This is a genomic window from Sphingopyxis sp. UBA6723 (genome assembly GCF_002454115.1).
In the GTDB taxonomy this organism is placed as follows: Bacteria; Pseudomonadota; Alphaproteobacteria; order Sphingomonadales; family Sphingomonadaceae; genus Sphingopyxis.
In genome coordinates this window covers 570432-586136 of sequence record NZ_DKIH01000013.1, presented here as the reverse complement: position 1 = coordinate 586136, position 15705 = coordinate 570432, and the positions used below count along the sequence as shown (strand labels likewise).

Annotated in this window: 15 protein-coding genes; 12 read left to right on the top strand and 3 right to left on the bottom strand. The window is 63.0% G+C overall.

What is annotated here, in order from left to right; translation table 11 throughout:
* Nucleotides 1-97 precede the first annotated feature (97 nt).
* The 10 genes from coxB (at nucleotide 98) to B4F07_RS15965 (ending at nucleotide 8874) form a co-directional block, all read left to right on the top strand.
* A complete protein-coding gene (coxB, locus tag B4F07_RS16010; RefSeq protein ID WP_293700892.1) occupies nucleotides 98-1195 on the top strand; it encodes a cytochrome c oxidase subunit II in 1098 nt (365 codons plus the stop codon).
* A gap of 15 nt (nucleotides 1196-1210) precedes the next feature.
* Nucleotides 1211-2884, top strand: a complete 1674-nt coding sequence (ctaD, locus tag B4F07_RS16005) for a cytochrome c oxidase subunit I (RefSeq protein WP_088439461.1) — start codon at nucleotides 1211-1213, stop codon at nucleotides 2882-2884.
* Between the two features lie 59 nt (nucleotides 2885-2943).
* Nucleotides 2944-3855, top strand: a complete 912-nt coding sequence (locus B4F07_RS16000) for a heme o synthase (RefSeq protein ID WP_293700891.1) — start codon at nucleotides 2944-2946, stop codon at nucleotides 3853-3855.
* Nucleotides 3852-4001, top strand: a complete 150-nt coding sequence (locus tag B4F07_RS15995) for a hypothetical protein (RefSeq protein ID WP_293700890.1) — start codon at nucleotides 3852-3854, stop codon at nucleotides 3999-4001. The genes B4F07_RS16000 and B4F07_RS15995 overlap by 4 nt, the downstream gene beginning before the upstream one ends.
* Nucleotides 3998-4573 carry a cytochrome c oxidase assembly protein gene (locus tag B4F07_RS15990; RefSeq protein ID WP_293700889.1) on the top strand — a complete coding sequence of 192 codons (576 nt, stop codon included), beginning with the start codon at nucleotides 3998-4000 and terminating at the stop codon, nucleotides 4571-4573. The genes B4F07_RS15995 and B4F07_RS15990 overlap by 4 nt, the downstream gene beginning before the upstream one ends.
* 80 nt (nucleotides 4574-4653) lie before the next feature.
* Complete coding sequence (locus B4F07_RS15985) at nucleotides 4654-5529, top strand: cytochrome c oxidase subunit 3 (RefSeq protein WP_293700888.1); 876 nt, start codon at nucleotides 4654-4656, stop codon at nucleotides 5527-5529.
* Between the two features lies 1 nt (nucleotide 5530).
* Nucleotides 5531-5929: a DUF983 domain-containing protein gene (locus tag B4F07_RS15980; protein ID WP_293700887.1), complete on the top strand. Its 399-nt coding sequence runs from the start codon at nucleotides 5531-5533 to the stop codon at nucleotides 5927-5929.
* Entirely contained in the window at nucleotides 5922-6566 is a 645-nt protein-coding gene (locus tag B4F07_RS15975) for an SURF1 family protein (RefSeq protein ID WP_293700886.1), read from the top strand. Before B4F07_RS15980 ends, B4F07_RS15975 begins: the two co-directional genes overlap by 8 nt.
* 27 nt (nucleotides 6567-6593) lie before the next feature.
* Nucleotides 6594-7991, top strand: a complete 1398-nt coding sequence (thrC, locus tag B4F07_RS15970) for a threonine synthase (RefSeq protein WP_293700885.1) — start codon at nucleotides 6594-6596, stop codon at nucleotides 7989-7991.
* Between the two features lie 4 nt (nucleotides 7992-7995).
* On the top strand, nucleotides 7996-8874 hold the full coding sequence (locus B4F07_RS15965) for a class I SAM-dependent methyltransferase (protein ID WP_293700958.1): 879 nt from the start codon (nucleotides 7996-7998) through the stop codon (nucleotides 8872-8874).
* A 79-nt stretch (nucleotides 8875-8953) separates the two neighbouring features.
* On the opposite strand, the gene B4F07_RS15960 is transcribed toward B4F07_RS15965, so the two are convergent.
* The 3 genes from B4F07_RS15960 to B4F07_RS15950 form a co-directional block, all read right to left on the bottom strand.
* Entirely contained in the window at nucleotides 8954-10093 is a 1140-nt protein-coding gene (locus B4F07_RS15960) for a sensor domain-containing diguanylate cyclase (protein WP_293700884.1), read from the bottom strand.
* 125 nt (nucleotides 10094-10218) lie between these two features.
* Nucleotides 10219-11916, bottom strand: a complete 1698-nt coding sequence (locus tag B4F07_RS15955; protein ID WP_293700883.1) for an N-acyl-D-amino-acid deacylase family protein — start codon at nucleotides 11914-11916, stop codon at nucleotides 10219-10221.
* Nucleotides 11917-11935: 19 nt separating this feature from the next.
* The gene (locus B4F07_RS15950; RefSeq protein ID WP_293700882.1) at nucleotides 11936-12559 is read right to left on the bottom strand and encodes a helix-turn-helix domain-containing protein; all 624 of its coding nucleotides are present in this window, start codon (nucleotides 12557-12559) and stop codon (nucleotides 11936-11938) included.
* 141 nt (nucleotides 12560-12700) lie between these two features.
* On the opposite strand from B4F07_RS15950, the gene B4F07_RS15945 reads away from it, so the two are divergent.
* Complete coding sequence (locus B4F07_RS15945; protein ID WP_293700881.1) at nucleotides 12701-14680, top strand: serine hydrolase domain-containing protein; 1980 nt, start codon at nucleotides 12701-12703, stop codon at nucleotides 14678-14680.
* 11 nt (nucleotides 14681-14691) lie between these two features.
* On the top strand, nucleotides 14692-15684 hold the full coding sequence (locus B4F07_RS15940) for a dipeptide epimerase (RefSeq protein WP_293700880.1): 993 nt from the start codon (nucleotides 14692-14694) through the stop codon (nucleotides 15682-15684).
* The last annotated feature ends 21 nt before the right edge of the window (nucleotides 15685-15705 follow it).

Below are 15705 nucleotides of genomic sequence, written 5' to 3'. Positions count from 1 at the left end.
TCAGCCTGCCTTTCGGCTGTCGCGTCGCTTGTCCGACACGCTGCGAGGCAGGACGAAATATGATAAAGAACAACAGGCAACGGGCGGCACCAGTCTTATGAAGAGCTTGAAAACCCTTGTAATTGCGGCGGCTTTGTCGCTTGGCGCGGCGGGCGTCGGCCATGCGCAAGCACCTGCGGCGGCGCCGGTCGAAGCGCCTGTTGCGGCGCCGGTTGCGAATCCTGCGCCGACCGCTGCCGATGCGGCGACGCAGACGGCGGCACCCGCGGCGACCGAAGCGGCGGTTCCGGCTGGCGATGCAACCTATACGCCGATGAAACCCACTCCCGGTGTGGGTCAGCCTATCGACGCCGGGATCGATTTCCAGCCGCAGGTCAGCCCGGTTGGTGAGCAGGCCTATTGGTTCAACCATGTCATCCTGCTGCCGGTGATCACGATCATCACGCTGTTCGTGCTTGGCCTGCTGCTCTGGGTCGTGTTCCGTTACCGCGCCAAAGCCAACCCGGTGCCGTCAAAGACGACGCACAACACCTTCATCGAAATCATCTGGACCGCCATTCCGGTGCTCATCCTTGCGGTGATCGCGGTGCCGTCGATCCGCCTGCTCGCGCAGCAATATGAGCCGCCGAAGAAGGAAGCGCTGACGATCAAGGTGACCGGATATCAATGGTATTGGGGCTATGCCTATCCCGACCAGGGTATTGGCGAATATGTGTCGAAGATGCTGACCGTCGATCAGGCCAAGGCATCGGGCGAGCCGTACCAGCTTGCGGTCGACAACCGGATGGTCGTTCCCGTTGGCCGTCAGGTCAAACTGATCATCACCGGTGCCGACGTGATCCACAGCTTCGCGGTCCCGGCCTTCTGGACCAAGATGGATGCGGTCCCCGGCCGCGCCAACGAAACCACCTTCACCGCCAACAAAGTCGGCGTCTATTACGGCCAATGTTCGGAGCTCTGCGGAGTCGATCATGGCTTTATGCCGATCGCCGTCGAAGTGCTGCCGGTCGATAAATGGGAAGCGTGGGTGCGTTCGAAGGGCGGCAATCCGGCTGGTCCGGTTGCCGCAGCCGCCGCGCCCGCTGCCGCTGCACCAACGCCCGCCGCTGCCGCGCCTGCCGCGACGCCGGCCGCCACCACGACCGAAGCTGCCCCGGCAGCGGCGCCCGCCGCCGCCCCGGTCGCCAAGAATTAATAAGGGGTCCGACAGATGACCGATATCGCCGCAACTGCACCCGCCCATGGTCACGCCGATCACGCGCATGACGACCATGATCACGATACCCCGGGCTTTTTCGTCCGCTGGTTCATGTCGACGAACCACAAGGATATCGGCACCCTCTATCTGATCTTTGCGATCGTCGCCGGGATCGTCGGCGGGGTGATTTCGGGCATGATGCGCCTCGAACTCGCCGAACCCGGCATCCAGTATCTGACCGGCTGGGCGCAATTTTTCGACGGCGCCGCTGGCGACGTTCAGGGCAAGCATTTCTGGAACGTGATGATCACGGCGCACGGTCTGATCATGGTGTTCTTCATGGTCATGCCCGCCATGATCGGCGGCTTCGGCAACTGGTTCGTCCCGCTGATGATCGGCGCGCCCGACATGGCGTTCCCGCGCATGAACAATGTCAGCTTCTGGCTGACCTTCGTCGCCTTTGTCATGCTGGTCGGGTCGATGTTCGTCCCGGGCGGCAGCGGGCTTGGCGCCGGTACGGGCTGGACCGTTTACGCGCCGCTGTCGACCAGTGGGTCGGCGGGGCCGGCGGTCGATATGGCGATCTTCTCGCTCCACCTTGCGGGTGCGGCGTCGATCTTGGGCGCGATAAACTTCATCACCACCATTTTCAACATGCGCGCACCGGGGATGACGATCCACAAGATGCCGCTGTTCGTGTGGTCGGTGCTCGTCACCGCCTTCCTGCTGCTGCTCGCGCTGCCGGTTCTGGCGGCGGCGATCACCATGCTGCTGACGGATCGCAACTTCGGCACGACCTTCTATGATGCGGCAGGCGGCGGCGATCCCGTCCTCTACCAGCATCTCTTCTGGTTCTTCGGTCACCCCGAAGTGTACATCATGATCCTGCCGGGCTTCGGCATCGTCAGCCAGATCATCTCGACCTTCAGCCGCAAGCCGGTGTTCGGTTATCTCGGCATGGCCTATGCCATGGTCGCGATCGGCGTCGTTGGTTTCATCGTGTGGGCGCACCACATGTTCACCGTCGGCATGAGCGTGAACCTGAAGATGTACTTCACGGCGGCGACGATGGTCATCGCGGTCCCGACCGGCATCAAGATCTTCAGCTGGATCGCCACGATGTGGGGCGGGTCGATGAGCTTCAAGACTCCGATGGTCTGGTCGCTCGGCTTTATCTTCATGTTCACCGTTGGCGGCGTGACCGGCGTCGTGCTGGCCAATGGCGGCGTCGACACCAACCTGCACGACACTTATTATGTCGTCGCCCACTTCCACTATGTGCTGTCGCTCGGCGCCGTGTTCTCGCTGTTCGCCGGTTTCTATTACTGGTTCCCGAAGATGTCGGGGCGGATGTACAACGAGTTCCTGGGCCAGCTGCACTTCTGGATCTTCTTCATCGGCGTCAACGTCCTGTTCTTCCCCCAGCACTTTCTGGGACAGCAGGGCATGCCGCGCCGTTACCCCGATTATCCCGAAGCCTATGCCTTCTGGCACCTGATCTCGTCCTACGGCTATGTCATCATGGCGGTCGGTGTCCTGATCTTCTTCGTGAACATTCTGTGGTCACTGGTCGCGGGCAAGAAGGCCGCCGACAATCCGTGGGGCGAAGGCGCGACGACGCTCGAATGGACGTTGTCGAGCCCGCCGCCGTTCCACCAGTTCAACGAACTGCCGCGTATCGCCTGATTGTGCGCGCCCCCTGCTAGTTTCGGCAGGGGGCGTTCGCATCCCGGGCTGGAGTTAACATGGCGCAGAGCCTGACCCATGGCGAAACGGCCCTTCCGGCCGACTGGCGCGACCTGTTCGCGCTGACTAAGCCGCGCGTCATGTCGCTGGTGGTGTTCACCGCGCTGTGCGGGCTCCTAGCGGCGCCGGTCAGCGTGCCGCCGGTCCTTGCCTTTTCGTCGATCCTGGCGATCGCTTTGGGGGCAGGGGCGTCGGGCGCTCTCAACCAATGGTATGAGGCGAGCCTCGACGCCAAGATGAAGCGCACCGCCGGACGGCCGCTGCCCGCAGGACGGCTCGACCCGCAGACGGCGCTGCAATTCGGCATCGGGCTGGCGGCATTCTCGCTGTTCCTGATGCTGTTTGCGTCGAACTGGCAGGCGACGCTGCTCCTCGCGGTCTCGATCCTCTTCTACGTCTTTGTCTACACGATGTGGCTGAAGCCGCGGACGCCGCAGAATATCGTCATCGGCGGTGCGGCGGGCGCGTTTCCGCCGCTGATCGGTTGGGTCGCTGCGACCGGCAGCATCGCGCCTTTGCCGGTCATGCTGTTCTTGCTGATCTTTCTGTGGACGCCGCCGCATTTCTGGGCACTCGCGCTGTTCATGCGCTCGGACTATGCCGCCGCGGGCATCCCGATGATGCCGGTCGTCGCGGGGGAGAAATCGACCCGGCGCCAGATTCTTTTCTACGCGCTGATCATGGCGGTAGCGGCGATTGCACCGTGGCCGCTGGGATACACGGGCGCACTCTATGGGTGGACCGCGGTCCTCCTTTCGGCGCTGTTCGTGGCGCTGTCGGTTCAGGTCGGCACGCGCACGACCGGCGATGCCGATTTGATGCAGCCCGAAAAGCGGTTATTCGCTTATTCGATCGCCTATCTTTTCATTCTCTTCGGCGCCGTTGTTGCCGATCATTGGTGGCATTTATGACCGAAAAGCCGAATCTCGAACCCTTTGATGAGGTCGAATATCGCCGCCGCCAGCGCAGCCGCGCCAATATGATGGCCTGGATGCTCGGTGGCCTCGCGATCCTGTTTTTCTTCATCACCATCGCCAAGATCCAGGTTTTCGCATGACATCTTTTCCGGTAATTGGGCGCCTGTCCCCGAAAGCAAAGACCGCGAGTTTGGCATCGGCCTTGGCACTCGCGATGGTCGGATTAGGATTTGCGGCGGTGCCGCTGTACGACTTGTTCTGCCGCGTCACCGGTTTCGGCGGCACAACCCAGCGCTATGACCCGGTTGCTGCGGCGGCGGATCCGGTGATCCTGTCGAAAACCATTTCGGTCCGTTTCGACGCCAATGTCTCGCCGGGGCTGCCGTGGAAATTCTATCCCGAGCATCCGACCGACACGGTCAGCATCGGCGCGCGCGACATGGCGATCTTTATTGCCGAAAATAGCTCGTCGGTGCCGGTCGTCGGCACCGCGGGGTTCAATGTCACGCCGACGCAGGCGGGCAAATATTTCACCAAGATCCAGTGCTTCTGCTTCACCGAACAACGGCTGGAGCCGGGGCAGCAGATGCGGATGCCGGTGCTGTTCTTCGTCGATCCCAAGATCATGGATGATCCCGACGCGCGCGACATCCAGGAAATCACCCTCAGCTATACCTTCCACCCTGTAGACGAGGGTAAAAAGGCGAGCTAAGGCCGCGATCAAGAGTCTAACAAGACCGGCGGGCGATGGGGAATCGCGATGCCGGGACTGCCAAAAACGGGAAACACGCCATGTCCGGTGCGAAACATCATGACTACCACCTCGTAAATCCCAGCGTCTGGCCGCTGATTGGGTCGTTCGCCGCGATGGTGATGTTCTTTGGCCTCGTGATGTTCATGCACGACGATTATTTCGGCGGCGCGGGCAAGTGGGTGCTTGGTCTGGGCTTCATGGGCGTGATCGCAACCTTTTTCAGCTGGTGGTCGGACGTCATCAACGAAGCCCATGCCGGCGATCACACCCCGGTCGTTCAGCTTCACCTGCGGTACGGGATGATCCTGTTTATCGCGTCGGAAGTGATGTTTTTCGTCGGTTGGTTCTGGGCGTGGTTCGATTTCACCCTGTTCCCGGTGCCGATCGAATATGTTGATGGCGCGGTTACCTCGCTGTTCGGCCAGGAAGGCGCCGAGGCGATCACCCAGTGGCCGCCCAAGGGCATCGAAGTTATTGACGCCTTCTCGCTGCCGCTGCTCAACACGTTGATCCTGCTGTGCTCGGGGACGACGATCACTTGGGCGCATCACTCGCTGATCCACGGCGACCGCGACGGCCTGAAAAAGGGCCTGTGGGCGACGATCATTCTGGGCGCGATCTTCTCGGCAATTCAGGCCTATGAATATGCCGCAGCCCCCTTCGCCTTTGGCCAGAGCAATTACAGCTCGGCGTTCTACATGGCGACCGGCTTCCACGGGTTCCACGTGCTGGTCGGCACGATCTTCCTGATCGTCTGCCTGGCGCGCACGTACAAGGGACACTTCACGCCCAAACAGCATTTCGGCTTTGAAGCGGCTGCCTGGTATTGGCATTTCGTCGATGTGGTGTGGCTATTCCTGTTCATCATCATCTACGTCTGGGGCGGCTGGGGCGCGCCGGTCGCCGCGCACTAAATTGCCTGACGGCACAATCATTCCAAAGGGGCAGCCGCCGGTCTGGCGCGCTGCCCTTTTTGGCCTCTGTCCCGAATGCGGCGCCAAAACCTTGTTTAACGGGCCGGTGCAATTCCATGCGAAATGTGACGCCTGCGGGCTCGATTATGGTCGCTACAATGTCGGCGACGGTCCCGCCGCGTTCCTGACCCTTATCATTGGTGCCTTGCTGGTTGCCGCGGCGCTGGGGCTCGATGCGGCGGTGCAGCCGCCCTTGTGGGTGCATGTGCTCTTGTGGGTACCGCTGACCGCCGCTGCGGTAGTTTATGGCCTGCGCGTTGCCAAGGGTGCGCTGATCGCGAGCGAGCATCAGCGGCAGGCGGCCGAGGGTCGTCAAGTGGACGACGCACCGCATGACTGATCCTGTCGCCTCACCGCCGCGACGCTGGCCGCTGGTCCCGACGATCATTGTGATCATTGCGGTGCTGGTGATGGTCGCCCTCGGGGTGTGGCAGCTCCAGCGCAAGAACGAGAAGGAAGCGCTGGTCGTGCTCTACCAGCGCAACATGGCGATGTCGTCGCTGGTCACATACCCCGAACTGCCGCCGGTCGCCGAAGCCTTCCTGTTCCGCAAAAGCAGCGTGGTGTGCCTCGAACCCGTGCGCTGGGATCCGCGCAGCGGCACGGACCAGAAGGGCAAGGCTGGCTTTCGCATGATCGCCGATTGCCGCACCGGCGCCGAAGGGCCTGGGGTGTTGGTCGACGTCGGTATTTCGGATGATTTCACCCCGCCGAAATGGACCGGCGGGATCGTACAGGGGACGATCGTTCCGGGCCCTGACCAACCGACGGTGATGGAGCGCGCCGCGGGCAAGGCCTCTCCCGCGCGGGCGATGTTGATCGCCGACACGCCAGCCGCCGGGTTGCGCCCAAGTGCAGTGCCGTCGGCCGACAATACGCCAAATAATCATCTCGCCTATGCGGTCCAATGGTTCCTCTTCGCTGCCGCGGCGTTGCTCATCTATTTCCTCGCCGTCCGTCGCCGCTTGCGGCCTTGAGCCCGCGCCGCTAGGCGCTTTGGCGTCATGGACTATATCAGCACCCGCGGCACTGCGCCGACCCTCGACTTTCGTGCCGCCACGCTCGCGGGGCTTGCCAGCGATGGCGGCCTCTATCTGCCCGCGCGCTGGCCGCAGATGGCGGTTGAGGATATTCGTGCGCTGGCGGGGCTCAGCTATGCCGAAACCGCGGTGCGCGTCATGCGTCCGTTCGTCGCAGGCGTGTTGTCGGAGGACGAGCTGCGAGATTTGTGCCGCGCGGCCTATGGCAGTTTCAGCCATGACGCGGTGACCCCGCTCGTCCAGCTGGACCACCGCCACTGGCTGCTCGAACTGTTCCACGGCCCGACGCTGGCGTTCAAGGACGTTGCGCTGCAATTGCTGGGCCAGCTGTTCGAAAAATTCCTGAGCGGCGGCGACACGAATATCACCATCGTCGGAGCGACCTCGGGCGACACCGGATCGGCGGCGATCGAGGCGGTTGCGGGGCGCGAGCATATCCAGATTTTCATGCTGCATCCCGAAGGCCGGGTCAGCGACGTGCAGCGGCGCCAGATGACAACGGTGCTGGCGCCGAATGTGCACAACATCGCGATCGACGGCAGTTTCGACGATGCGCAGGCGATGGTGAAGCGGTTGTTCGGCGACGAAGAAGCGCGCGGCCAGCTGACCCTGTCAGCGGTAAACAGCATCAACTGGGCGCGGCTGATGGCGCAGGTTGTCTATTATTTCTACGCCGCCGTCCGCCTCGGTGGTCCCGACCGTTCGGTTGCTTTTTCTGTGCCAACGGGCAATTTCGGCGACGTGTTTGCGGGTTATGTCGCGGCGCAGATGGGACTGCCGATCGCGCGACTGGTCGTCGCCACCAACGTCAACGACATCCTCCACCGTGCTCTCACCAAAGGCGACTATAGCGCGGGAACCGTCACCGCGACGGCGACCCCCAGCATGGACATTCAGGTCAGCAGCAATTTCGAGCGCCTGCTCTTCGACCTGTCGGGCCGCGACGGTGCTGCTATTACCGCGATGATGGGCGAGTTCGACCGCCATCGCGCGATGACCATCCCTGCCGACATGCTGACCAGCGCACGTGGGCTGTTTTCGAGCGCCAGCATCGACGGCGACGCGATGTCGCTCGCGCTGCGCTGGGCGCAGGAGCATGGCGGGCAGATTATCGATCCACACAGCGCCGTCGGGCTGGCCGCGGCGCGCGCGCTGGAGATTGATTCCGATATTCCCGTCGTCACGCTGGCGACCGCGCATCCGGCGAAGTTCCGTGACGCTGTCGAGCGTGCAACCGGCGTGCGTCCCGCCTTGCCGCCAAGGATGGGCAATCTGTTCGAGCGGGAAGAGCGTTACGAGCGCCTTCCGGGCGACTATGACGCCGTGAAGGCCTATGTGCTGGCCGAAGCCGCGCGTGGCTGAGCTGTTGCCGCTTGTCACCCTCGTCGGTGAGGCGTGGGACGATTATGGGCTGGTTGACAGTGGCCATGGCCGCAAGCTCGAACGTTATGGCCGCTACCGCTTCATTCGCCCCGAACCGCAGGCGATGTGGGCGCCCGCGCTGCCCACCAGCGAATGGGAAGCCGCCGACGGCGAATTCATCCCGGCGTCGGACGATGATGGCGGCGGACGCTGGTACTATAACAAGCCCGTTCCAGCCGAAGGTTGGCCGCTGGCATGGCGCGAGACGCGCTTCACCGCGCAATGCACCCCCTTTCGCCATTTGGGTTTTTTCCCTGACATGGCCCCGGTATGGGATTGGCTGCGCGCGCAGGTCGCCGACAAGCCCGATCCGGCGTTCCTGAACCTGTTCGGCTATACCGGCGTCGGGAGTCAGGCGCTCGCCGCTGCTGGGGCGACCGTGACCCACGTTGATGCGTCGAAGAAATCGGTGGGACAGGCGCGCGAAAATGCGGCGCTGGCGGGGATGGCCGACAGGCCGCTACGCTGGATCCTCGACGACGCCGGCAAATTCACCGCGCGCGAAGTGCGGCGCGAGAAACGCTATGACGCGATCCTGCTCGACCCGCCCAAATTCGGGCGCGGTCCCGGCGGTGAACGCTGGCAGCTGGAGGAGGGGCTGGCGCCGCTGCTGACCGATTGCCGCCGGTTGCTCGATGCCGACAGCCGCGCGCTATTCCTCACCGTCTATGCGGTGCGTATGTCGGCGCTGGCGATCGGAGAGTTGCTGGCGCAGCTGTTTGCTGACCTGCCCGGTCAGGTTGAATGCGGCGAGCTGGCGGTGCGCGAAGAGACCCGGGGATTGCTGCTTCCCACGGCAATTTTCGCGCGCTGGAGCCGCTGATCGGGCCTGTGTGCCGCGAACCGGCGCACTTTGCGGGGCGCTGGTTCGCTGCGTCACGTCCCCTGGCGGGAAGCTCGGTTCAGCTGGGGTCAGCGAGCTCGATGCGATTACGACCGCCCGCTTTCGCTTTGTACAGCGCATCGTCAGCGGCCTTGAGTGCCCCGCGCGTTTCGCCATAACCAAAGACGTCAGCGACGCCGCCGGAAAAGGTGATCTGTCCGAACGGTTCGTCCGTCTTGCGATTGATCAGCCTGCGTTCGGCGAGCTGTTCGCGGGCTTCGTCCAGCCGCTCGGCGGCTTGCGTGGGGGTCAGGCCGCGGAACAGCATGACAAATTCCTCACCGCCGTGGCGCGCAACATGGCAGCGGTCGTCCGAAATTCGCGACAGCGTGTCGGCGATCGCCTTGATCACCCGATCGCCAGCCTCATGGCCGTGGATGTCGTTGACCTTCTTGAATTCGTCGATGTCGCAAAAGGCAACGCTCAGCGGCTCGCACGCGGCGCGTGCTTCCTTGTAGTGGCGATCGAGCAGGATTTCGAAAGCGCGGCGGTTGGGCAGGCCGGTCAGGAAATCGAGTTCGGCATCGCGTTTGGCGCGTTCGAGGCTGCGGCGCAGCGATTTCGCTTCGTCCTCGCTTTTGCGCATATGATCCTCGGCCTTGCGCGTACGTTCGAGCATCACCTTGGCAAGATCGGCGAGGCTGGAGACGATGCGGCCGGTTTTCTGCAGCTGTTCCAGATCATCGACATGCTGTTCGAGTTCGGAGCCATAGTCGCTCGTGACCGTCCGCGCTTCCTTGGCATGGGTGTGGAAGGATTCGAGGTTGGTTTCGAGCCGCGTCATCAGGCGGTCGAGATCGGCATGGTCGGCGGGAGCACTGTTGTGCTCGCCGAGTTCGTTCAGCCATTGCTGGGTGATCCCATCGGGCGATTGCGACCGCGACGTAATCTGGCGCGCCAGATGCGGGTTCATGCCCGAGAAGGCGGCATGTGCCAGCAACAAATTCGCCGGTGACACATCAAGGTCATTATCGACCAGAAACGCCATGATCGTGCCGATCAGCTGATGCCGGGCGAGTTGGGCAAGATCGCGAGCGCCGCCGCCACCATCGGGCGGCGCGTGCCGTCCGGTCGGAGGGGAGCTTCGCGCGCTGCGGAGCCCCAGCCAATCCAGGAGCCGTCCTACCGGCTCGTTCGATGGTGTTGCTTTGGTGGTCATGCGACAATTAACGGGCTGCGCACTGCGGCTTTAAGTCCGCGTCAGCAGGTTTTTCCCGCAGAAAAACGCCGATGATGTACTAGTGCGGGCAAAGCGATGCCAAATCAGGCGTTTAAGCAAGATCGCTAAGGGCAACGATTCCATCCGGGGCCGCGGACCACGCGCCCCGGTGTGGCCCCGCTATGTTCGCCGCCGCGCAGCACCGGGATGCCGTTGACGAACACATCACGCATACCGATCGAATACTGGTGCGGTTTCTCAAACGTCGACAGGTCGGCGACGGTCGCCGGATCAAACACCACGACGTCGGCATAATAGCCGGGTTTGAGCGCGCCGCGATCCTTGATCCCCAGATTGGCGGCGGGGAGGGCGGTCAGCCGGTACACCGCCTGTTCCAGCGAGATCAGTTTTTCATCGCGGACATAGCGACCGAGCAGGCGCGCGAAATTGCCGTAGGTGCGCGGGTGCGCGCCCGATTTCAGGAAATGACCCTCGGGCGCCTGTGACGACGCATCGGATCCGAAGCTCATCCACGGCAGCTGAATCTGTTTGCGGACATTGTCCTCCGACATCAGGAAATAGACGGTTCCGACGCGCGATCCGTCCTCGACCACCAGGTCCATCGCGGTTTCTTCGGCCGATTTGCCGCGCATCGCCGCGACCTCGGCCAGCGTCTTGCCGGTGAGCGGTTTGAGCTTCTCGTTCTTGAAGCCCGAGAGGATCATCTTGTCGGCGCCTGCGCCATAGTAGAGATTCTCCCAGTCGCTGCCGGGCTGTTTCATTTCGGCGGCGACGCGCGCGCGGGTGGCAGGATCTTTCAGCCGTTCGATCCATGCCTCCAGTCCGCCCGCCTGAACCCATGTCGGCATCGCGGCGTCGAGCCCGGTCGCGCCAGCGGTGTAGGTGTACATATCGGTGGTGATCCGGAGCCCTTCGGCGCGCGCATCCTCGATCTTTTTCACGATGGTATCGAGCTTGTCCCAGTTGCTGCGCCCTGCCAGCTTGAGATGATAGATTTCGGCGGGCGCGCCCGATCGCCGCGAAATGTCGATCAGTTCGTCGACCGCCTGTTCGATGCGATCGCCTTCGGAGCGCATATGGCTGATGTACATGCCGCCGCATTTCGCGGCTTCGCTGGTCAGCGCGACGAGTTCATCGGTTTCGGCGTAGGAGCCGGGCGCGTAGATCAGCGAGCTGCCGACCCCCATCGCGCCGTCGTTCATCGCTTCCCGCACCAGCGCGCGCATCTTGTCGAGCTGCGCCGGGGTGGGATCGACGTCACCTTCGCCGAGTTCGTGGACGCGCACCGTCGCGGCGCCGACGAAGCTCGCGACATTGGTCGAAACGCCGCGTTTTTCCAGATAGCTGAGATAGTCACCGAGGCTGGTCCATTCGATCGGGAATTTAAGGTCGCCCTGCCGCTCGGTTTCCTGGCGCTTCATTTCGGGGCTGAGCGGTCCCATCGACCAGCCTTCGCCCATCACCTCCAGCGTGACCCCCTGCCGGATGTCGCTCTGGCTTTTGGGATCGACGATCAGCGATTCGGTTGCCCAGCTCAGCATGTTGATAAAGCCAGGCGCCACCGCCATGCCCTTGGCCTGCACCTCGCTTTTTGCGGTTCCCGCCACTATGCCCACCGCGACGATCCGGTCGTCCTTGATCGCGACATCGCCGACGACGGGGAGCTGGCCCGACCCGTCGTAAAGCGTGCCGCCGCGAATGATCAGGTCATAGGCGGGCGCCTGCGCGGCAACTGACGCCGACAGCAGCATCGAACTGCACAGCAGCAAGGCGGATGGGATAAAGGGCCGCGAACAGGCCATCAATTTTCTCCGAATGCAATCAGCCGTGCAGGCTCATCAGCGAATCCATCAACCCTTCGTCGGCGCTCGAACAGACGCCCAGCACCAGCGCCTCGTCAAAGCCCTCGGCAACCACATAAGCGTGGCCCATCGACGAATCGAGATAGATGCCCTGACCTGTCTTCAGCGCCACGGGGTCATAGAATTCCGTGTGAATCTCGATCTCGCCCTCCAGCACATAGATGAATTCCTCGCCCTGATGGCGGACGAGCTCGCCAAATTCGCGTGCGCTGTGGGCGCGGATGCGGGTGATGATCGGGATCATCCGTTTCTGGCGCAGGTCGGTGCAAAGGTAATGATAATCGTAATTGTCGGTGGTGACGCGCACCGCCTGTTCGATCGTTCCGACGCTGCGGCGACCGGTGACACGCGGAGCGCTATCGCTCTCCTCCTCCGCGAACAGGTCCGCCATGCGGATGCTGAGTCGCTGGCTAAGCTGTTGCAATTTGTCATAACTCAGCGTCAGCCGGTCATGTTCGACCTTTGACAAGGTCGAAACCGGGATGCCCGATTTGGCGCTCATCTCCTTGAGCGTCCAGCCGTTTCGCGAGCGAATGCTCTTCATTACGGTGCCGAGCGTGGGTGGGGCCACACGAGCCGCCATCAAAATTTCCATTCCATATTTGACAATTTTCTAATCAGGATCATTATGTCCCTATCGGGTTAACAGTTGTTGACCCTTGGTAAGGGGTCGCGCGGCTTGCTGCAAGGTCAGACAGGGCGTGCCGGACAAAAGGGGAAAGTGATGCGTTTCATCCGCAAGGCGATGATAGGACTGGCGGCGCTCGCCGCGCTGCCGCTGGCGGCGCAGGGGCCGCTGCCCGCGCCAACGGCGAAGAAAGTCGAGACAGTGGCGGCACCTGCCCCGAAGGCGCAGAAAGCGCCCGTCGCGCTCAACGCCGCCGATCTTGAAGCGTGGATGGACGGTTATCTGCCTTATGCGCTTGAACGCGCGCGGATCCCCGGTGCGGTTGTCGTCGTCGTCCGCGGCGATCAGGTCGTGCTGCAAAAAGGCTATGGCTTTGCCGACGTTGCCAAGCGCGCCCCGGTGCTGCCTGACACCACGATGTTCCGTCCCGGCTCGGTGTCGAAACTGCTGACGTGGACCGCGGTGATGCAGCAGGTCGAAGCGGGCAAGATCGACCTCGACAAGGACGTCAACGCCTATCTCGATTTCAAGATTCCGCCCTTTGAGGGCAAGCCCGTCACGATGCGCAACATCATGACGCATACCGCTGGATTCGAGGAGTCGGTGCGTCACCTGATTAGCAGCGATCCGAAGGCGGTGATGACGCTAAAAGAACAGATGCCGCTGGCGCTGCCAGCGCGCGTCTTTGCGCCGGGAACCACCCCGGCTTATTCCAACTATGCCACTGCGCTTGCTGGCTATATCGTCGAACGAGTCAGCGGCGAGCCGTTCGATACCTATATCGAAAACCGGATTTTCAAGCCCCTCGGCATGACGCACTCGACGTTCCGCCAGCCGCTGCCCGCGCGCCTCGCGCCGCATATGGCCAAAGGCTATCCCGACATCACGCAAAAGGCAAAACCGTTCGAGATCGTCATTCCCGGTCCTGCGGGCAGCCTGTCGGCGAGCGGTGCCGATATGGCGAAATTCATGATCGCGCACCTGAACGACGGCGCTGGACTGCTGAAGCCTGAAACCGCGAAACAGATGCATGATTTCAAGGCGCCCGGTGTCGGCCCGCTCAACAGCATGGCGCTCGGTTTCTACGAGCAATGGGTCAACGGTCGGCGCGCGATCGCGCATGGCGGCGACACGGTCTGGTTCCACTCCTATCTGTGGCTGTTCCCCGAGGATGACATCGGCGTTTATGTGTCGATGAACAGCGCCGGAACCCAGGGCGACGCGGGCGCGATCCGCAGCGCGCTGTTCCACAAATTTGCCGATCGTTATCTTCCCGGCGAGGACAAGGGAGGAGCCGTCGACGCCAAGACCGCCGCCGAGCACGCGCAGATGATGGTCGGCAATTATGTCAGCAGCCGCGGGTCGTTCACCAATTTCCTGAGCCTGCTCGGGCTGTTGGGGCAGGCGACCATCTCGCTCACCGAAGATGGCAAGATCACATTCCCGGCGCTCGACGGGCTCGGCGCCGGAGCGCGCGACTGGGTGGAGGTCGAACCCTTCGTGTGGCGTGACCGTGGTACCGGCGAGCGGCTGGCCGCCGAGGTCAAGGACGGCCGCGTGGTGCGCTTCAGCGTCGATGCCGGTTCGCCGTTCATGGTGTTCGAACCCGCCCCGGCGAGCGTCAATGCGGCGTGGCTCAACCCGGCGCTGATCGCCGCGCTGGGCATCGTGCTGCTCGCCGCGCTGGCGTGGCCGGTGCGCGCGCTCGTCCGGCGCAGCTTCAAGGCCGATTTTGCGCTCGAAGGCAAGTCGCGGCGCGCGTACCGGCTGTCGCGCATCTTCGCGTGGCTGGTGCTGGCGGCGCTCGCCGGTTGGCTTGGGCTCATTGCGGCCTTCTCGGCCGACATCGGCAGCCTGGGCGGTCCGCTCGACTGGCTGATCCACCTGCTGCGCATCCTGACCCCGGTGGCAAGCTTCGGCCTGCTGGCAACCGCGGGCTGGCACCTGTGGCTGACGATCAAGGACAAGCGTCGCTGGACGATGAAGCTCGGTGCCGTGCTGCTGGCGCTCGCGGCACTGGTGCTGGTGTGGGTGACGCTCGTCTTCAACCTCTATGGCTTTGGAATGGTTTATTGATGGCGCTGCAAATGACGCAGGAACTGACGCTCGACCTTCGGGTCGAGCGGTTTCCCTACCACCAGCCGTTCCGCATTTCGGGGCATGTCTTCACCGAAACCGCGCTGCTCGTCGCCGAACTGTCCGACGGCAGGCATGTCGGGCGCGGCGAGGGGGCGGGGGTCTATTATCTGGACGACGATATCGACCATATGCTGGCCGAAGCGACGCGCGTCCGCGATGCGATCGAGGCTGGTGCGACGCGGGCGGATTTGCAGCAACTGCTGCCGCCGGGCGGGGCGCGCAATGCGCTCGACTGCGCCTTTTGGGATCTGGAAGCGAAGCAAACGGGGCGGCCGGTATGGGAACTGGCGGGATTGAAACCACCCCGCGCACTGCCCTCGACGCTGACGCTCGGCGCTGATAGCGCAGGCAATATGGCGAAAGCCGCGTTGGCGATCGATCCCGACGCGCCGATAAAGGTCAAGCTGACCGGGGATCTGAGCGACGACATCGCTCGAGTCGTCGCGATCCGCACCGCGCGCCCGCATGCGTGGATCGGGGTCGATGCCAATCAGGGCTATGATGTCGCGACCCTCGCCGAACTGCTGCCAGTGCTGGTTCAGACCCGCATCGCGCAGCTCGAACAGCCGCTGAAGCGCGGGCGCGAGGCCGATCTCGACGGGTTGAAACGGCCGCTGCCGTTCGTCGCCGACGAAAGCGCGGTGACACTTGCCGATACCGCGACGCTGGTCGGCCGCTTCGATGTCGTGAACATCAAGCTCGATAAGTGCGGCGGGCTGACCGAGGGGCTGGCGATCGCGCGGCAGGCGCGAAAACTGGGGCTCGACGTCATGGTCGGCAACATGATGGGGACCAGCCTGTCGATGGCCCCGTCGTTCGTGCTGGGCCAGCTGTGCGACATCGTCGATCTCGATGGGCCGACCTTCCTCGCGCGTGATCGAGCGCCGGGCGTCGAATATCGCGATGGGATGATCCATTGCCCGGCAGAAATTTGGGGATAACGACAGTTTGATGTCCTAAAT